This window comes from Pseudomonas sp. B21-009 (genome assembly GCF_024749345.1).
Taxonomy (GTDB): Bacteria; Pseudomonadota; Gammaproteobacteria; order Pseudomonadales; family Pseudomonadaceae; genus Aquipseudomonas.
This window is the reverse complement of sequence record NZ_CP087199.1, coordinates 5,853,938-5,871,975: the sequence shown is the minus strand read 5'-3', so window position 1 is coordinate 5,871,975 and position 18,038 is coordinate 5,853,938. Positions and strand designations below refer to the sequence as shown.

The 18,038-nt window shown below is 61.1% G+C and carries 18 protein-coding genes; 10 read left to right on the top strand and 8 right to left on the bottom strand.

Annotation, left to right across the window (positions count from 1 at the left end; all coding sequences use genetic code 11):
• Positions 1 to 220 precede the first annotated feature (220 nt).
• The 3 genes from hcnA to hcnC are packed head-to-tail and all read left to right on the top strand — an operon-like array spanning position 221 to position 3,186.
• On the top strand, positions 221 to 535 hold the full coding sequence (hcnA, locus tag LOY34_RS27225) for a cyanide-forming glycine dehydrogenase subunit HcnA (protein ID WP_258664129.1): 315 nt from the start codon (positions 221 to 223) through the stop codon (positions 533 to 535).
• A complete protein-coding gene (gene hcnB / locus LOY34_RS27220; RefSeq protein ID WP_195885346.1) occupies positions 532 to 1,926 on the top strand; it encodes a cyanide-forming glycine dehydrogenase subunit HcnB in 1,395 nt (464 codons plus the stop codon). The genes hcnA and hcnB overlap by 4 nt, the downstream gene beginning before the upstream one ends.
• A 3-nt stretch (positions 1,927 to 1,929) precedes the next feature.
• Positions 1,930 to 3,186: a cyanide-forming glycine dehydrogenase subunit HcnC gene (hcnC, locus tag LOY34_RS27215; RefSeq protein ID WP_093377819.1), complete on the top strand. Its 1,257-nt coding sequence runs from the start codon at positions 1,930 to 1,932 to the stop codon at positions 3,184 to 3,186.
• Positions 3,187 to 3,248: 62 nt separating this feature from the next.
• Here the strand turns inward: hcnC and lpdA are convergent, their stop codons facing one another.
• Positions 3,249 to 4,649 carry a dihydrolipoyl dehydrogenase gene (gene lpdA / locus LOY34_RS27210; protein ID WP_195885345.1) on the bottom strand — a complete coding sequence of 467 codons (1,401 nt, stop codon included), beginning with the start codon at positions 4,647 to 4,649 and terminating at the stop codon, positions 3,249 to 3,251.
• Positions 4,650 to 4,858: 209 nt separating this feature from the next.
• Here lpdA and cfaB point away from each other — a divergent pair, with 209 nt between their 5' ends.
• Positions 4,859 to 6,043 carry a C17 cyclopropane fatty acid synthase CfaB gene (gene cfaB, locus LOY34_RS27205; protein ID WP_093377830.1) on the top strand — a complete coding sequence of 395 codons (1,185 nt, stop codon included), beginning with the start codon at positions 4,859 to 4,861 and terminating at the stop codon, positions 6,041 to 6,043.
• A gap of 6 nt (positions 6,044 to 6,049) precedes the next feature.
• On the opposite strand, the gene cls is transcribed toward cfaB, so the two are convergent.
• A complete protein-coding gene (gene cls / locus LOY34_RS27200) occupies positions 6,050 to 7,489 on the bottom strand; it encodes a cardiolipin synthase (protein ID WP_195885344.1) in 1,440 nt (479 codons plus the stop codon).
• Positions 7,490 to 7,616: 127 nt separating this feature from the next.
• On the opposite strand from cls, the gene LOY34_RS27195 reads away from it, so the two are divergent.
• Positions 7,617 to 8,144: a DUF3617 domain-containing protein gene (locus LOY34_RS27195; RefSeq protein WP_195885343.1), complete on the top strand. Its 528-nt coding sequence runs from the start codon at positions 7,617 to 7,619 to the stop codon at positions 8,142 to 8,144.
• Positions 8,145 to 8,150: 6 nt separating this feature from the next.
• On the opposite strand, the gene folE2 is transcribed toward LOY34_RS27195, so the two are convergent.
• Positions 8,151 to 9,038: a GTP cyclohydrolase FolE2 gene (folE2, locus tag LOY34_RS27190; protein WP_195885342.1), complete on the bottom strand. Its 888-nt coding sequence runs from the start codon at positions 9,036 to 9,038 to the stop codon at positions 8,151 to 8,153.
• Positions 9,039 to 9,061: 23 nt separating this feature from the next.
• The gene (locus LOY34_RS27185) at positions 9,062 to 9,448 is read right to left on the bottom strand and encodes a hypothetical protein (RefSeq protein WP_045199449.1); all 387 of its coding nucleotides are present in this window, start codon (positions 9,446 to 9,448) and stop codon (positions 9,062 to 9,064) included.
• Positions 9,449 to 9,567: 119 nt separating this feature from the next.
• Between LOY34_RS27185 and zigA the strand changes: the two genes are divergently transcribed.
• Genes zigA through LOY34_RS27170 form a run of 3 tightly spaced genes read left to right on the top strand, consistent with a single transcriptional unit; the run spans position 9,568 to position 12,398 of the window.
• Positions 9,568 to 10,776, top strand: coding sequence for a zinc metallochaperone GTPase ZigA (zigA, locus tag LOY34_RS27180; protein WP_195885341.1), 1,209 nt, complete (start codon positions 9,568 to 9,570; stop codon positions 10,774 to 10,776).
• Complete coding sequence (locus LOY34_RS27175) at positions 10,776 to 11,384, top strand: DUF1826 domain-containing protein (RefSeq protein ID WP_195885340.1); 609 nt, start codon at positions 10,776 to 10,778, stop codon at positions 11,382 to 11,384. The genes zigA and LOY34_RS27175 overlap by 1 nt, the downstream gene beginning before the upstream one ends.
• Before the next feature lie 42 nt (positions 11,385 to 11,426).
• Entirely contained in the window at positions 11,427 to 12,398 is a 972-nt protein-coding gene (locus LOY34_RS27170) for a GTP-binding protein (RefSeq protein WP_195885339.1), read from the top strand.
• Here LOY34_RS27170 and LOY34_RS27165 read toward each other — a convergent pair.
• Positions 12,395 to 12,787, bottom strand: coding sequence for a DUF3301 domain-containing protein (locus LOY34_RS27165; RefSeq protein ID WP_045199457.1), 393 nt, complete (start codon positions 12,785 to 12,787; stop codon positions 12,395 to 12,397). The genes LOY34_RS27170 and LOY34_RS27165 overlap by 4 nt on opposite strands.
• Before the next feature lie 119 nt (positions 12,788 to 12,906).
• Between LOY34_RS27165 and pdxY the strand changes: the two genes are divergently transcribed.
• Entirely contained in the window at positions 12,907 to 13,779 is an 873-nt protein-coding gene (gene pdxY, locus LOY34_RS27160) for a pyridoxal kinase PdxY (RefSeq protein WP_195885338.1), read from the top strand.
• Positions 13,780 to 13,788: 9 nt separating this feature from the next.
• On the opposite strand, the gene LOY34_RS27155 is transcribed toward pdxY, so the two are convergent.
• A complete protein-coding gene (locus LOY34_RS27155) occupies positions 13,789 to 14,274 on the bottom strand; it encodes an acyl-CoA thioesterase (RefSeq protein ID WP_045186257.1) in 486 nt (161 codons plus the stop codon).
• Positions 14,275 to 14,599: 325 nt separating this feature from the next.
• On the opposite strand from LOY34_RS27155, the gene LOY34_RS27150 reads away from it, so the two are divergent.
• Entirely contained in the window at positions 14,600 to 16,360 is a 1,761-nt protein-coding gene (locus tag LOY34_RS27150) for a cation:proton antiporter (protein ID WP_195885337.1), read from the top strand.
• Positions 16,361 to 16,494: 134 nt separating this feature from the next.
• On the opposite strand, the gene LOY34_RS27145 is transcribed toward LOY34_RS27150, so the two are convergent.
• Together LOY34_RS27145 and LOY34_RS27140 are read right to left on the bottom strand one after the other, a co-directional pair.
• Positions 16,495 to 16,902 (bottom strand): SMI1/KNR4 family protein, encoded by a 408-nt coding sequence (locus LOY34_RS27145; RefSeq protein WP_010222784.1) that lies wholly within the window; start codon positions 16,900 to 16,902, stop codon positions 16,495 to 16,497.
• A gap of 111 nt (positions 16,903 to 17,013) precedes the next feature.
• A complete protein-coding gene (locus LOY34_RS27140) occupies positions 17,014 to 17,862 on the bottom strand; it encodes a Tim44 domain-containing protein (protein ID WP_045199463.1) in 849 nt (282 codons plus the stop codon).
• Positions 17,863 to 18,038 lie beyond the last annotated feature (176 nt).

The following is an 18,038-nucleotide window of genomic DNA, read 5'->3' as shown; positions in this document are numbered from 1 at the left end:
CGAGCTCCTCCCTTGTGCATTCAAATCGGGCCAACGATTTGAATGCACTTTTTTCTAGAATCGCCCGTTGAGAAGCATCGCCCGGATGAGCACGGGCCATCTGCTCTGTTTTGTCGGTTTGTCCGGCAAGCAGACCCATTAGCTGGCCTGGATCAATAGTCCTGACGCGCGCTTGGCTTAGTGTGCGCAGTCCATGTTTCTTTTTCACGGACGAAAAGCTATGCAGACTCTGGAGCGAAAGCTAGATATCCAGCCCCTGTCGCGGGCGGACATGACCATCGAAATCAACGGCCAGGCGGTGGCGGTCGCTGCCGGTGAAACCGTGCTCAGCGTGCTTAACGCCGTGGGCCTGCGCCAGGTGGCGCTTAACGATCACCAACAATTGACCGGCGCTTTCTGCGGCATGGGCGTGTGCCATTGCTGCCTGGTGTCGATCAACGGCCGGCCCAAGCGCCGCGCCTGCCAAACCGAGGTACAGCCGGGCATGCGGGTCGAAACCGGGACCAACCGTTTTGCCGGGCAGGAGGCACCATGAGCTTGCGTCCAGTTATTGTCGGTGGTGGTTCGGCAGGTATGGCAGCGGCGATCGAGCTGGCCAGGCACGGCGTCTCGAGCCTGTTGTTTGATGAAGCCTCACGCCCGGGTGGCGTGGTGTTTCGCGGACCGCTGCGCAGCGGCGTCGACCTGGGCTACCTGGGTGCCCGCTATAGCAAGGCGCTGAAAAAACTGCACAAGGACTTCGCCGCCTGCGCCGATCGCATCGACCTGCGCCTGAACAGCCGTGTAGTCGGTGGGGACGAGCAGCGCCTGATGGTACTCGATGGCGAAGAAACCCTGCACGAAATCGATTTTTCCCATCTGTTGCTGTCGGCCGGTTGCCACGAGCGCAACGTCCCGTTTGCCGGCTGGACCTTGCCGGGTGTGATGTTGCTCGGCGGGCTTCAGTTGCAGATCAAAAGCGGTGTGGTCAAACCCCTGGGCAGTACCGTGATCGCTGGCACCGGGCCGTTGTTGCCGTTGGTGGCCTGCCAGTTGCACGCGGCCGGGGCGAAGGTTGCCGGCGTCTATGAAGCCTGCCCGTTCAGCAAGATTGCCCGTGAAAGTCTGGCGCTGATGAACAAGCCGCAGCTGTTCCTCGATGGCCTGAGCATGCTTGGCTACATGAAGCTCAACGGCATCCCCATGTACTACGGCTGGGGGATTGTCGAAGCCAAGGGTGAGGGTGAGCTGGCTGAAGTGACCGTGGCGCCCTACGGTGAAGATTGGCAGCCGGACCTTTCCCGCGCCCAGCGCGAGCCGGCGCAAACCCTGGCGGTGGGCTACGGTTTTATCCCGCGCACCCAGCTCAGCCAGCAACTGGGTCTGGACCATGGCTTCAACGAAGACGGCTACCTGCGTCCGGAAAGCAACGTCTGGCAGCAAAGCAGCCAGCCGCACATCCACCTGGCCGGTGACATGGGCGGCATCCGTGGTGGTGAGGCGGCAATGCTCACCGGGCGCATCGCGGCTGTTTCGATCCTGCTGCAGCAGGAGGTACTCAACGCAGAAGAGGCGATCGAACTGCGCGAGAAATACCTCGGCCAGCTGGCAGCGATCAAACGCTTTCGCGCCGGGGTAGAGCGCTACACCCACCGCGGCACCAAGCAGATCGAGCTGCCGCAGGCGGACACGGTGATCTGTCGTTGCGAGCATGTCACCCGCAGCGACATCGATCGCGCCCTGGAGCAGGGCGTCGAGGACATGGCCGGGTTGAAGATGCGCACCCGGGTGAGCATGGGCGACTGCCAGGGGCGCATGTGCGTCGGCTATTGCAGCGATCGCCTGCGCGAAGCAACCGGACGTGCCGATGTCGGCTGGCTGCGGCCGCGTTTCCCGATCGACCCGATTCCATTCTCTGCATTCCAGCAACTCGGCACGGAAGCCTGAAGCATGAACAGAACCTATGATGTGGTCATCGCCGGTGGCGGTGTGATCGGTGCGTCCTGCGCCTACCAGCTGTCCAAACGCAAGAACCTGAAGATCGCCCTGATCGATGCCAAGCGCCCGGGCAATGCCACCCGCGCGTCGGCCGGTGGCCTGTGGGCCATTGGTGAGTCCGTGGGCCTGGGCTGCGGAGTAATCTTCTTTCGCATGATGTCGGCCAAGCACAAGCGCGAAGCCCATGGCGCGGCAGTGGCGGTGGATTCGAGCACGCCGCACATCCTGCCGCAGTCGTTCTTCGACTTTGCCTTGCAGTCCAACGCACTTTATCCACAGCTGCACCGCGAGCTGATCGAGCGCCACGGCATGGACTTCAAGTTCGAGCGCACGGGCCTCAAGTACGTGATCTACGACGATGAAGACCGCCTCTACGCCGAGCACATCGTTGCGCAGATCCCGCACCTGGCCGACCAGGTGCGCTGGCTCGACCGCGATGCCCTGCGCCAGGCCGAACCTGCGGTGAGCCATGAGGCCCATGGTGCCCTGGAGTTTCTCTGCGATCACCAGGTCAGCCCGTTCCGCCTGGCCGATTCCTATATGGAGGCGGCGCGCCAGAACGGTGTCGACCTGTTCCACAACACCAACATTACGGGTGTGCTGCATCAGGGTTCGCGGGTCAGCGGCGTGCAAACCGCCGAAGAGGGCACCTTTCACTGCGATACCCTGATCAACGCCGCCGGCGCCTGGGCCGCAGACTTGAGCGAGTGGGCCACGGGCCTGCGGATTCCGGTCAAGCCGGTCAAAGGCCAGATCATCCTCACCGAGCGCATGCCCAAGCTGCTGCAAGGCTGCCTGACCACCAGCGACTGCTACATGGCGCAGAAGGACAACGGTGAGATCCTGATCGGCAGCACCACCGAAGACAAAGGCTTCGACGTCAGCAACACCTTCCCGGAGATCAACGGCCTGGTTCAGGGCGCGGTGCGCTGCGTGCCGGAGCTGGCGCAGATCAACCTCAAGCGCACCTGGGCCGGCTTGCGCCCGGGCTCGCCGGACGAGCTGCCGATCCTGGGGCCGGTCAGCGAAGTCAGTGGCTACGTGAATGCCTGTGGACACTTTCGCACCGGCATCCTTACCTCGGCCATCACTGGCGTGCTGATCGACAAGGTCGTGAACCAGGAAACCCTGCCGCTGGATATCACCCCGTTCCTGGCCTCGCGTTTTGACCTGCTGGCTGTGGAAAACCAACAGGCTGCCCTGGCCTGATTGTGGATAAGCCGGCCTTCAGCCTTGAAGGCCGGCTTCATCCGTTCGACCGGCCTGACTGATCAGACCTGCATCGCCTTGCCGTCGACGTTCATCGCCGCCTGGCGCAGTGCTTCGGAGCGCGTCGGGTGCGGGTGGCAGGTGAGGGCGATGTCTTCAGCCGAGGCGCTGAACTCCATGGCCACGCAATACTCACCGATCATCTCACTGACGCTTGGGCCAACCAGGTGCACGCCCAATACTTCATCGGTACGGGCATCTGCGAGGACCTTGGCGAAGCCTTCGGTCTCGTGGTTGATCTTGGCCCGGCTGTTGGCGCTGAAGGGGAACTTGCCGACCTTGTACTCGCGGCCTTCGGCCTTGAGCTGCTCTTCGGTCTTGCCGACGCTGGCCAGTTCCGGACGGGTGTAAATGACCGCCGGAATCAGGTTGTAGTTGACCTCGTGGGCCTTGCCGGCAATCTGTTCGATGCAGGAGATAGCCTCGTCCTCGGCCTTGTGCGCGAGCATCGCTCCGCAGGTGACATCGCCAATTACCCACACGCCCGGGACGCTGGTGCGGTGGTGCCGGTTGGCGAGCATGCCGCGCTTGTCGGTTTCCAGGCCGACGCTTTCCAGGCCAAGGCCCTGGGTATAGGGGCGCCGGCCGATGGCAACCAGTACGTAGTCGGCCTCGAGAGTTTCGGCGCTGCCGCCTGCGGCAGGCTCCAGGCTCAGGTTCACCCCTTGCGCTGAAGCGCTGGCCTGGGTGACCTTGCTGCCGAGCTTGAACTTCATGCCTTGCTTGGCCAGGGCGCGTTGCAGGGTTTTTGCCGCTTCTTCATCAGTACCGGGGCAGATGCGATCGAGGTACTCGACCACGGTCACCTGGCTGCCCAGCCGGCGCCACACCGAACCCAGCTCCAGGCCGATGACCCCGGCGCCGATTACCACCAGGTGCTTGGGCACTTCACTCAGGGCCAGGGCGCCGGTGGAGTCGATGATGCGCTGGTTGTCGATGGTCACGCCAGGCAGCGGCGTCGGTTCGGAGCCGGTGGCAATGACGACGTCCTTGGCCTCCAGCTCAGTTACCGCGCCCTGGTCGTCGGTCACCTTGACCCGACCAACTCCATCGAGCTTGCCCCAGCCCTTGATCCAGTCGACCTTGTTCTTGCGGAACAGGAACTCGATACCCTTGGTCAGGCCGCTGACGCTCTCATCCTTCTGCTTCATCATCTGCGCAAGGTTGAGGGTCGGTTTGACCTCGATGCCGAGGTTGGCGAACTCGCTGCCAACCGCCGCCTCATACAACTCGGAGGCATGTAGCAGGGCTTTGGACGGCATGCAGCCGACGTTAAGGCAAGTGCCGCCGAGGGTCGAGCGACCTTCCACGCATGCCACGCTCAAGCCCAGTTGACCGGCACGAATAGCCGCGTTGTACCCACCAGGCCCGCCGCCAATGATTACTACATCATAGGTTTTCATTGTTGTACTCCAGGATGAAGAATCGACAATGGCGCCAAGACTAATCTGCAAATCGCTCGATTGTATACAATAAATCGTAGGTTCCAGCCCCCGGCGCAAGGTCTGCAACGGGCTAGATAGGCTCAGACTATGGTCGGCATAAGCTGAAAGTTCCGGCAGATGAACTACCCTTTTGGGCAGACGTCCGATGAAAAAAGGAGGCTCATTTCATGCTTGCGCAACTTCCACCTGTTCTGCAAAGCCTGCGACTGCCACTGCGACTCAAACTTTGGGATGGCAATGCGTTCGATCTGGGGCCCAAGCCGCAGGTGACCATCCTGGTCAAGGACCCGCAGCTGATTACTCAGTTGACCCATCCAAGCCTGGATGAGTTGGGGGCAGCGTTCGTCGAAGGCAAGCTGGAACTGGAGGGCTCCATCAGTGAGGTGATCCGCGTCTGTGACGAACTTAGCGTGGCTTTGCTCAAGGATGAAGAAGACGATCAGCCGGTGCGCACCGAGCATGACAAGGCTACCGATGCGGCAGCAATTTCCTACCACTACGACCTGTCCAACGCCTTCTACCAGCTGTGGCTGGACAGCGACATGGCCTACTCCTGCGCCTATTTCAAATCGCCCACCAACACCCTGGAGCAAGCCCAGCAGAACAAGTTCGAGCACTTGTGCCGCAAGCTGCGCTTGAAGAAGGGCGACTACCTGCTGGATGTCGGTTGTGGTTGGGGCGGGCTGGCGCGCTACGCAGCCAGGGAGTTCGGTGCCAAGGTGTTCGGCATCACTCTGAGCAAAGAGCAGCTCAAACTCGGCCGTGAGCGGGTCAAGGCCGATGGCCTGGAAGGGCAGGTTGAGCTGCAGATACTCGATTATCGCGACCTGCCCCAGGACGGTCGCTTCGACAAGGTGGTGAGTGTCGGCATGTTTGAACACGTGGGTCATGCCAACCTGGCGCTGTATTGCCAGCGCTTGTTTGGCGCCGTGCGCGAAGGTGGCCTGGTGATGAACCATGGCATCACCGCCAGGCACACCGACGGGCGACCGGTCGGGCGCGGCGCGGGCAGCTTCATCGAGCGCTACGTGTTCCCCCATGGCGAGCTGCCGCACCTGTCGATGATCAGTGCACGCATCAGTGAAGCGGGGCTGGAGATTGTCGACGTCGAAAGCCTGCGCCTGCATTACGCGCGCACCCTCGAGCACTGGAGCAACCGCCTCGAAGCACAGCTGGACAAGGCTGGCGCGCTGGTGCCAGAGAAAGCCCTGCGCATCTGGCGCCTGTACCTGGCTGGTTGCTCCTATGCCTTTGCCAGGGGCTGGATCAATTTGCACCAGATCCTTGCGGTCAAACCCTTTGCCGATGGCAGCCACGATTTGCCGCTGACCCGCGAAGACTTCTACCGTTAAAGCACCTTACAGAATCGGCGAAATCAGCCGGGCGATACGCATCCCCAGCTGCTGCAGGCGATGTGTATCGCGGCTGTCTTCGGCGGTGATTTCCCGGGATTGGTCGAAGTCATGGCTGAGCATCGCTTCGACCTGATCGGCAAATGCGCGGTCTACGGTCAGCAACATGATCTCGAAGTTGAGGCGAAACGATCGGTTGTCGAGGTTGGCGCTGCCGATGGCGCTGATCTCGTTGTCGATCAGCACCACCTTCTGATGCAGGAATCCAGGTTCGAAACGAAACATCCGCACCCCGGCGCGCACCGCCTCAAAGGCGAACAGGCTGGAGGCGGCGTAGACGATACGGTGGTCTGCACGCGAAGGAATCAGGATGCGCACATCTACCCCGCGCAACACTGCAAGGCGCAGGGCTGCGAACACCGCTTCGTCAGGGATGAAGTAGGGGCTGGTGATCCACAGGCGTTCGCGCGCCGAGTGGATGGCTTCGACGAAGAATAGCGAGCAAGTTTCTTGCGGATCGGCCGGCCCGCTGGCCAATACCTGGCAGAGCACGCCATCTTCCGGGTAGGTGTCCGGCAGGATCAAGGGCGGCAGTTGGCGCGACGCCCAGAACCAGTCCTCGGCGAACGATTCCTGCAGGCAGGCCAGCACTGGCCCGCTGACCTGGACGTGAGTATCACGCCAAGGGGAGAGCTTGGGATTGCCACCCAGGTACTCATCGCCAACGTTGTGGCCACCCAGAAAACCCTGCAGGCCATCGACCACGACGATTTTGCGGTGGTTGCGAAAGTTGACCTGGAAGCGGTTGAACCAGCCGCGGCGAGTGGCGAAAGCGCGGATATTGACGCCGCCTGCACGCAGCTTATGGCTGTACGCAGAGGGTAGGGCATGGCTGCCGACGCTGTCGTAGAGCACGTAGACCTTGACGCCTTCGGCGGCCTTTTTCAGCAGCAGGGCCTGTAGCTGCCGCCCCAGTTCATCGTCGTGAATAATGAAAAACTGCACCAGCACCGTGTCGCGTGCGCCGGCAATGGCGTGAAAGATGGCGTCGAAAGTAGCCTTGCCGTCGATCAGCAAACGCACCTGATTGTTGGCCAGGCACGGCATGCGTCCCAGCTTGGGCATCGCCCGCAGCGCGGCATAGGATTCTGAATTGCGGGCTGCCAAGGCCTCTTCGACCCAGGGTCGCCAGTTGAGATCGGCCATGGCCACATGCATTTCACGGTTGGCCTGGCGCCGGGCCTGGATGTAGGCGTCGAAGGTACGGCTGCCAAACACCAGGTAGGGAATAAGGGTGAAGTAGGGAATGAACAGCAGCGATAAGGCCCAGGCAATTGCCCCCTGGGCGGTGCGTACGGTGAACACCGCGTGCAAGGCGGCGATTGCCCCGAGCAAGTGAATCACGCCAATGAGGTAACCGAAGAAGTACGGGCTGTGGTAATCCATACGCATCCTGCTGTCCGAAGGCTCTACCCCTAACAGAGCATGTTCATGGCAGCACTTGCAACCGAAAGCACAAATTGACGTCTAAGCTGTGTTCCAGCTTGGGGCTGGAGTTTCGAGGAGTCACTACATGAAAAATCGTCTGCCGCTGCTGGCACTGATGTTCGGTCTGGCAAGCCCGTTGGTGCATGCGCAGATGTTGCAACCTGGCCTTTGGGAGCTGACCACCAGCAACATGCAGGTTGATGGCAAGCCGCTTCCAGACATGGGCTTCATGCTCGGTCAGTTGAAGAACCTGCCACCGGAGCAACGGGCGATGATCGAAGGTGGCCTGGCCAAGCAAGGGATCAGCGTCGCCGGTCAAGGTGTGCGCTCTTGCCTGACGCCGGAGCAGGTAAAAACCAATGACATCCCGCTGCAGGATCCCAAGTCTGGCTGTACCCAGAAGATCACCGAGCGCACCGGCAATGTCTGGAAGTTCACCTTCAGCTGCCCGAAAGCCCAAGGCAATGGAGAAGCCACGTTCGTCAGCGATCGTGAGTTCACAACCCAGGTCAACGGTACCTTCAACGCGTCCGGTGTGCAGCAGCAGGGCAGTATGAACACCCGGGCAGTGTGGCTTGGTAATGACTGCGGTACGGTTAAACCGCGTAGTTGAAGCGCCTCACCATCGCCATTGGCTGTGAGCGACTGCGTCGTGGGCATGCAAGCTTTCGGCATGCTCCACACGCAGGTTGAAGCCGCTGAGCCACGGCAGGGTTTTCAGCGCCACATTCAAGCGCCGGGCGGCATCTTCACAGAACATCAGGTTCTGCCCGTTGGCCAAGGCAAAGGCTTGTTCATCGGCGCGCTTTACCGCAGTTTGAACAGCGGTGCCCAAGGCGCTCTCGGCCTGGTTGATCAGCGTTTCTATCGGCAGTTCGTTAATCCCTGGGCGCAGACGAACCTCCAGCTTTGCCGCACTGCGTTGGCTATGGGGCGTGGCCACAATACCCTCGGCACTACCCAGCCAACTCAAGATCGCTTCATGGCTCAAGCTGCGATTGCCAAAATCGCTGATGAATTGCTGTTGAATCAGCTGCCGAGCCAAGGCGGCTGAGCAGGGGCAGGTGGAGGAATACGCCACATCGACAAATAGTTCCACGTGGAACACTCCGTCTTTTATCTGCGCATCCAGAGTAACCGGATAGGCTTTCCAACCTGCCAAGGGGCTGATTAGCGCAGGGCGTTTGAGCATCAGTTCGAATCGCAGGGTCAGGAACGCACTGGCGGAAAGGCCTATGTGGCTGTCGAGAAAACCCTGCAGAACTTCATCGATCAGCGCCGGACTCAAGGGTTGATGTTCCAGGGTTTCCAGCGCCAGGTACAAGCGTGACATGTGAATGCCCCGGGAGGCGCCATCATCAAGGCTGACGCCTGCGTCGGCTGTTGCTGGCAATATCTGCCCATCGATCTGCAGCGGCAGGGCAATGCCACACATGCCGACCCAATCCAATGGCAACTGGGAAGTGGTGGCTTGGGCAGCGATGTCAGGAAGGGTGAAAGCGCTCATCAGGGGTTCACTTTTCAAGAAGGCTATTGGCAGCCGCTCAGACGATTGCAGCGCAGATTGAAACGCTGCCCGCTGGAACTGGAGACCTTGTTCAAGGTGGTCCAGCCCACACGCTGGCTGTATCCGACCCAGGTTTCGCCATTGCTCGCCACGCCTGTGAAGAAAGTCAGCTGGCCATAGCGGCTATTGGTTTGTGCCCACAGCCGGCGGCCCTCCATTTCGAAGCCGCGCAGGTAGGTGGTGCTGCCCTGGGTTTGCACGCTGTAGTAATTGCCCTGGGCATCGCTGCAGGCAAGCAAGGTTGCACTGCGGGTACAAAGTGCCAGGCCGTTGCTGAGGGGCGCGCCGTTTGCAACGGCGGATTCGCACAGCAGCAATGCAGCGAAGGCAAAAAGGCAACGTGATTTCATCTTCCAGGTCGGCCTTTGGTCATGTTCTGAGCGAAGTGGGTTGGCGAGATTGTATTGTTATAATATAACATTGCGCAATGCATCGTTCGAATGCACTCGCCCCGATGAGGATAGCCCCCATGCCCAACCGTCTTCCCGTCACTGTGCTTTCCGGCTTTCTGGGTGCCGGCAAAAGTACTCTGCTCAATCACGTGCTGAAAAACCGCGACAACCTGCGGGTCGCGGTGATCGTCAACGACATGAGCGAAATCAACATCGATGCCAGCGAGGTGCAGCGCAACGTCAGTCTCAACCGCGCCGAAGAAAAGCTGGTGGAGATGAGCAACGGCTGCATCTGCTGCACCCTGCGCGAAGACCTGCTCGAAGAGGTCGCACGCCTGGCCCGCGAGGGGCGTTTTGATTATCTGTTGATCGAGTCCACCGGCATCTCCGAGCCGTTGCCGGTCGCCGAAACCTTTACCTTTCGTGACGAGCAAGGCCGCAGCCTGGCCGATCAGGCGCGCCTGGACACCATGGTCACGGTGGTCGATGGCTTGAACTTCCTGCGTGATTATCAGGCGGCCGAGAGCCTGGCCAGCCGCGGCGAAACCCTTGGTGACGAAGACGAGCGCTCGATCAGTGACCTCTTGATTGAGCAGGTGGAGTTCGCTGACGTGATTCTGTTGAGCAAGATCGATCTGATCAGCAGCGCCGAGCGCGAAGAGCTCAGCGCGATCTTGCGCAGCCTTAACGCCCAGGCGCAGATCGTGCCGATGGTCATGGGTCAGGTAGCGCTGCAGCAGATCCTCAACACCGGTCTGTTCGACTTCGACCGCGCCGCCCAGGCGCCTGGCTGGCTGCAGGAACTGCGCGGCGAACACGTGCCGGAAACCGAGGAATACGGAATTGCCGCGACCACCTGGCAAGCGCGCCGGCCGCTGCATCCACAGCGCTTTTACGATTTTATCCACAGGCCCTGGGACAACGGCCGGTTGCTGCGCTCCAAGGGCTTCTTCTGGCTCGCCAGCAAGCACCAGGATGCCGGCAGTTGGTCGCAGGCCGGCGGCATGATGCGCCACGGTTTTGCCGGGCGCTGGTGGCGCTTCGTACCCCGTGAGCAGTGGCCGCAGGATGAGCAGAGCAGCGCGCAGATCTTCAAGAACTGGACTGCAGAGTGTGGTGATTGCCGCCAGGAGCTGGTATTCATCGGTCAGAATATCGACTTCGCTCGGCTCGATGCCGAGCTCTCGAGCTGCCTGCTCGACGATGCAGAAATGGCCGCAGGCGTGAACAGTTGGCGGCAACTGCCCGACCCGTTCGGCCCGTGGTTTGACGAGGACGCGGCGTGATGCGCCAGGCCTTCGGCGACACGCCTCAAGTGCTCACCGAGGCGTTGCAGGATGGCGTCAATCTCGCGGTATGGCAGCGCCGCTTGCCGGTGCAGATCGAAGACTTTGCCCGCTTGCTGCTGTCGCTGAACCAGCCACTGGGTGAAAGCCGGGTCATCGAGCTGGATGAGCAACAACAGTTGCCGGACCTCAGTAGCTTGCTGGGCGGGTATGCCGACCTGGAAGGCCATGTGGCGTTTGTTACCGACGTTGCCTGGCTGGTGGCTGCCTACGCCTGCTTGCTCGACGCCCGACGAGTCGGCTTGCGCCTGCAGGCGCTGGGCAACGCCATGTGCCCGCGGTTTCATGTCGATCACGTCCCTCTGCGTTTGCTGAGCACCTACGCCGGGCCGGGTAGTGAATGGCTGGGAGAAGGTGCAATCGACCGTACGCAACTGGCTCGGGAGCAACCGCATGCCGAGGCAATCCGCCAATTGGCCGAGGGTGAGGTGGCCTTGCTCAAGGGCGAGAAATGGCTTGGTAATCAGGGAGGCGGGCTGGTCCATCGTTCGCCGGCCTTGGCCAATGGTGAGCGGCGTTTGATCCTCAGCCTTGACTGGATGGCCTGATATAACGGCATAGTGACGAAAATTTCAGGCACTCTCCGTCCCATGCTGCAGAACATTCCTACCCACGTGATTGCCGGCCCGCTCGGCGCCGGCAAGACCAGCCTGATTCGCCAGTTGCTGGCGCAGCGGCCCGCCGATGAGCGCTGGGCGGTGCTGATCAACGAGTTCGGCCAGATCGGCCTGGACGCAGCGCTGCTGGCAACCGATGACGATGGGATTGCCCTGGGAGAGGTGGCCGGCGGTTGCTTGTGCTGCGTCAACGGCATGCCATTCCAGGTCGGCCTGGGTCGCCTGCTGCGCAAGGCCAGGCCGCATAGGCTGTTTATCGAACCATCCGGGTTGGGCCATCCGTTGCAGTTGCTGGAGCAACTGCGCTTACCGCCTTGGCAGGGGGTGTTGGCGGTACAACCGGCGGTACTGGTGCTCGATGCCGAGCAGCTGGCTGCGGGTGTTGCCTTGCCGCAAGCTCAGCACTCGACCCTGGCCAGCGCCGGGCTGCTGGTGCTGAACAAATCCGCTGGTCTGGACGAACAACAGCGCTTGTGGATAACTTCCCGGCTGGCGGATGCTCGCCTGTACTGGACCGATTTCGGCCATCTGCCGTTGTCCGAAGTGCCGATGGCAAGTGCTCCGCCAAGCCATTCCCTGGCTGTGGATAAACTGGCATCAGCCAGTGTTTCCGCAGTCATAGGCAGCCTGTGGACAAATCCGCAGGAGCCAATTTGCAGCATCCAGGAGGCGGCGGAGGGCTGGAGCATTGGTTGGCGCTGGCACCCGGCTCAGGTGTTTGATCGTGCCCGCATCGAGAAATTTCTGCGGGAGTTGGACTGGCGCCGGGCCAAGGCAGTTATCCACAGCCTGGACGGCTGGCAAGCGCTCAATGCCCTGGCTGGACAGCCGTCCTTGCTGTGGAGCCGCAGCGAATGGCGGCGTGACTCGCGGCTGGAGCTGATTTTCGCCGAGCCGCAAGCTCCTGAAGCGCTAAAACAGGCCATGCTGGCCTGCCGCGTCTAGTTACGCCAGCGGTTGTGGTCCTGACGCCACTGGTTCATCTCGACCACGTTATCGTGGTGTGGCGGCGTCTTGATCTCGAACGGGTAGGGCGCCAGTTCGATCTGCATGGTATGGGCGCCGAACTGGGTGACGGTACCGGGGTGGCGCTGTTCGCCGGTCACGGTGAATTCGAAGTTGTACACCCGGGCCAGGCGTTTGCGGCCGTTGGCATCGCGAACAAAGCCGATGCGCTTGAGCGCGACATTGCCATCGAGCAGCTCCAGGTCGAGCTTGGCGCAGTGCTGCTTGACCCGCTCCAGAGCCTTTTCACGCAAGCCGTGGTTATGCCACAACCAAGCGCCTGCCGTGGCCAGCAGCATCAGCACGAAGAGATTTCCCAGGGTCAACATTTACATATGCTCCAACGAGGTATGCCCAGCTTAACTGCCTCCCCGGTCTGTCGTACAGGTGGCATTTAGCGCCATACTGCGCGCCTTGTTTTTCATTCCTACGCTTTCGGAAGACCTGCATGAAACGTACACCGCATCTGCTCGCCATCCAGTCCCACGTGGTTTTCGGCCATGCCGGCAACAGCGCCGCAGTGTTTCCCATGCAGCGGGTCGGGGTGAAGGTCTGGCCGCTCAATACCGTGCAGTTCTCCAACCATACTCAGTATGGCCAGTGGACCGGAGAAGTGCTTGCTCCAGCGCAAATACCTGCACTGGTAGAAGGGATTGCGACGATCGGTGAGCTGGGCAACTGCGATGCGGTGTTGTCCGGCTACCTGGGCAGTGCCGAGCAGGGGCGGGCGATCCTCAGCGGCGTGGCCCGGATCAAGGCGGCCAACCCGCGCGCCTTGTACCTCTGCGACCCGGTGATGGGCCATCCCGAGAAGGGCTGTATCGTTCCGGCCGAGGTCAGCGAGTTTCTGCTCGAAGAAGCGCTGGCCCGTGCTGATGTGCTGTGCCCGAACCAGCTGGAACTGGACAGCTTCTGCGGGCGCCGTGCCGAGTCTCTGCAAGACTGTGTCGACATGGCCCGTAGCCTGCTGGAGCGCGGCCCGAAAGCGGTGCTGGTCAAGCACCTGGCGTACCCGGGGCGTGGCGCGGAAGATTTCGAGATGCTGCTGGTGACCGGCGAAGGGAGCTGGCACATCCGCCGCCCGCTGCTGGCATTCGCCCGCCAGCCGGTAGGCGTTGGTGACCTGACATCAGGCTTGTTCCTGGCGCGCTTGCTGCTCGGCGATGACTGGCTAGCGGCGTTTGAATTCACCGCCGCCGCGGTGCACGAAGTGCTGCTGGAAACCCAGGCCTGTGCCAGCTACGAGCTGGAACTGGTGCGGGCGCAAGATCGCATCGTGCACCCGCGGCTGCGCTTTGCGGCGCAGCCTCTGGCCTTTTAACGGGCGGTCTTAAAGGGCGTCGCCCTTGAGTTCCTGGTAGCGCTTTTCCAGCTCCTGACGGATCAGCCGGCGCTGTTTACCCTGGAGGAAACGGCGCTTCTCTTCGCTGCTTTCAGGCTGGCGCGGCGGCACCGCAACCGGCTTGCGGTCGTCGTCGACGGCGACCATGGTGAAGAAGCAGCTGTTGCTGTGGCGCACCGAACGCTCGCGAATATTCTCAGTGACCACCTTGATGCCGACTTCCATCGAGGTGTTGCCGGTGTAGTTGACCGAAGCGAGGAAGGTCACCAGCTCGCCGACATGCACCGGCTCGCGAAAGACCACCTGGTCGACCGACAGGGTCACCACATAACGACCGGCGTAGCGGCTGGCGCAGGCATAGGCCACTTCGTCGAGGTATTTGAGCAGCGTGCCGCCGTGGACGTTGCCAGAAAAGTTGGCCATGTCCGGGGTCATCAGGACGGTCATCGACAGCTGGGCGTTTCCAGGTTCCATAGTGTGCTCACGGTAAGGTTGCGCTGAGGCGGGGTGGCGATTGCTGTTCACGCTTCTTTCCCCCAATACGATTCCCATCTAAGTAGACGGGACGCTGACAGCGGCCTTGCCGTCACGCTATTTGTGCCATTTGCGGCGATGCTTTGGTCGATCTGTTTCTTCATATTGCACCGGCTTTTCGCGACAAGCGGCGGTGTTAACCTGAAGAAGCCCATGCAAGGTGGGCATTCCTACATTTAAAACGCTATGTACCCGCAACTCAATCAGACAATTCATCGGGTGAGTTGCGGCTTGTCTCTGGATACCAGGTAAGGAGTCCCACGCCGTGCATGCCATCAGCTTTATCCAGGATTTGGCAGTGATCATGCTGGTTGCCGGGGTGGTCACTATCCTCTTCCACCGTTTCAAACAGCCGGTAGTGCTTGGCTACATTGTTGCCGGCTTCATCATCGGCCCGCACACCCCGCCGTTCGGCCTGATTCACGACGAAGAGACGATCAAGACCCTGGCCGAGCTCGGCGTGATCTTCCTGATGTTCTGCCTGGGCCTGGAGTTCAGCCTGCGCAAGTTGTTCAAGGTCGGGGCCACGGCGTTCATCGCCGCGTTCCTGGAAATCGTGCTGATGATCTGGATCGGATTCGAGATCGGCCGCTGGTTCGGCTGGAACACCATGGATTCACTGTTCCTCGGCGCCATCCTGGCGATTTCCTCGACCACCATCATCGTCAAGGCGCTCAACGACCTGAAGATGAAGAACGAGCGTTTTGCCCAACTGATCTTCGGCGTGCTGATCGTCGAAGACATCCTGGGCATCGGCATCATCGCCTTGCTCTCGGGTATTGCCGTGAGTGGCACGGTGAGCTCGGGTGAGGTGTTTTCCACGGTCGGCAAGCTGTCGCTGTTCATGATCGTTGCCTTGGTCATCGGCATTTTGCTGGTGCCGCGCCTGCTGGCTTACGTGGCCCGCTTTGAAAGCAACGAGATGCTGCTGATTACCGTCCTGGGCTTGTGTTTCGGTTTTTGCCTGTTGGTGGTCAAGCTTGAATACAGCATGGTCCTGGGCGCCTTTCTGATTGGCGCGATCATGGCCGAGTCGCGCCAATTGCTGAAGATCGAGCGCCTGATCGAACCGGTACGCGACCTGTTCAGCGCCATCTTCTTTGTCGCCATCGGCTTGATGATCGATCCGTCGATCCTGGTCGAGTATGCCTGGCCGATCGTGGTCATCACCATTGCCGTGGTGCTGGGCAAGATGCTGTCCTGCGGCATGGGCGCCTTTATCGCCGGCAACGACGGACGTACCTCACTGCGGGTCGGGATGGGGCTTTCACAAATTGGCGAGTTCTCGTTCATCATCGCCGCACTGGGCATGACCCTGCAGGTCACCAGCGACTTCCTTTACCCGGTGGCGGTAGCCGTTTCGGCCATCACCACGCTGCTTACCCCGTATCTGATTCGCGCCGCCGACCCGCTGTCGCTGAAGCTCGCCAAGGTCGTGCCGGGGCGCCTGTCGCGGGTGCTGTCGCTGTACGGCGAATGGCTGCGCAGCATCCAGCCCCATGGCCAAGGGGCATTGTTGGCGTCGATGATCCGACGGATTCTGCTGCAGGTGGGGGTGAACCTGGCGCTGGTGGTGGCGATCTTCTTCAGCGGTGGTTATTTTGCCGCGCGCATCGGTGACTACCTGAGCGAATGGGTCAGCGATGTCGGCCAGCAGAAGGCCTTGATCTGGGGCGCGGCGCTGATGCTGTCGCTGCCTTTCCTGATCGCTGCGTACCGCAAGCTCAAGGCGCTGTCGATGCTGCTGGCGGAGATGGGGGTCAAGCCGGAGATGGCCGGGCGCCACACCCAGCGGGTTCGACGGGTGATTGCCGAGGTCATTCCGTTGCTGTCGCTGTGGGTGATCTTTTTACTGCTGTCGGCGCTGTCGGCCAGCATTCTGCCCACCAGCGAGCTGCTGTTGCTGATCGTGATAGTCGCGGCAGTGGTGGTGGCGGTGCTGTGGCGCTGGTTCATCCGTGTGCATACACGCATGCAGATCGCTTTGCTGGAGACCCTGGAAAACAACCAGGAAAACCACCACTAAGAGGCGCTTCCTGCGCGGGGCGGTTCGAATGTCCGAGGGGATGGAGCGGTAGCGAAGCGCCACGCGCGGGAAGGCGTGGCGATTCTACGAGCATTAATAGCCAAGAGCCATTATTTTATGCGGGTATTTCTCATTCAGCTTTCCAGCCAGACATCCCGCGCCCAGTGCCAGACCGATTCCCAGCTGTCCTCGGTAACGATCTCTTCTTCGCCGGACCACAGCACCACGGTGCCGTCCTCTTCGACGCAGTAGTAATCGTCGCCGTCCTGGCATATCGGGATCAGGTCGCGCGGCACGCCGGCATCCCAGGCATTGGCTGCCACGTCCGGCAAGTAGGTATGCGACTGCGGGTCGGTGACGGTGACCGGCTCCAGGCTGCCGTAGACCACGTCGCTGACCGTCAGCAGGAACTCCTTGAAGACGAACGGAATGTTGATGAACAACTCTTCTTCGATTTCGACCAGTTGGTCTTCGTCCGGCAACTCCAGCGGCACCGGTACCGGTTCATTGGCTTCTCGGAGCTGTTCGATGACTTCTTCCACGGTTCTATCCTCTAACCTTTACGACACGCTGCGCGTTATACCCTAGTAGCCTGCTGCGCTAAAAGCAAAACCCCGGGACAAGCCCGGGGTTTTTTGTGCAATGCCTCAAGATCAGCCGTTCTGACGGATCCCGGCAACCAGCCAAGGCTGGTTCTCGCCCGGCGCGCGTTCCATGTTCCAGCTTTCGCTGAACGGTTCGCCCTGGTCGAAGCGCGAAGTCTTCGATACACCGCTGAAGGTCAGGGTGGCGATGGTCTTGTCGGCGCGGTCGTCGACACCTTCAAGTTGCACATTTAGGTCGTCGATGTAAGTGGACTGGAAGGCATCACCCAGGTCAGCACGCTCCTGCTTGAGGAACTGCAGCATCTGCGGGGTGACGAACTCGGCGATCTTGTCCATTTCGTTGGCGTCCCAGTGCTGCTGCAGCGACTGGAAGTGGTTGCGGGCAGCCGCCAGGAAGCTTTGCTCGTTGAACCAGGCCGGGGCGTTGATTACCGGACGGGCGGCGGCAGGTGCAGCCGAACCACCGAAGATCGACGGCTGCGCAGGCTGGTGCGCTTCACGCTGGAAAGGCGCGTGGCCGGCGGCGGCCATTTGTGGCTGCTGCTTGCGGCGACGGGCGGCGATGAAGCGGAACGCCAGGAAGGCAATCAGCGCCATGATCAGGATGTCGAAGATCTGCATGCCCTGGAAGCCGTCGCCCATGAACATGGAGGCCAGCAGGCCACCGGCGGCGAGGCCGGCCAGCGGGCCGAGCCAGCGCGAAGCACCGCTGGCGGCGGCAGGTGCGCGACCTGGCGCGGTTGGCGAGGCAGCCGGGGTAGCTGGGGCTGCCTGGCGGGTCTGGTGGGTCGGCGCGGCGCCCGAGCTCTTGCCGCCGCCGAAGCGTTTGGCGTTGGCGTCGAGACTCATCGTCAGGCCGATGCACAGCGCCAAAGCGATGCTAAGAAAACGTTGCATAGAAGGGTATTCCCGTTTTGTGGATTGCACGCGCGTCATGGTGCACAGGTTGTAGGACACATGACCAGCGCCATAATGTTTCCAGCTTTTGCCTGAATGATCTGAATACGCTGTAGGAGCGGGCTTGCCCCGCGATTACGGCGTGCAAGTCACATTGCATCGCGGGGCAAGCCCGC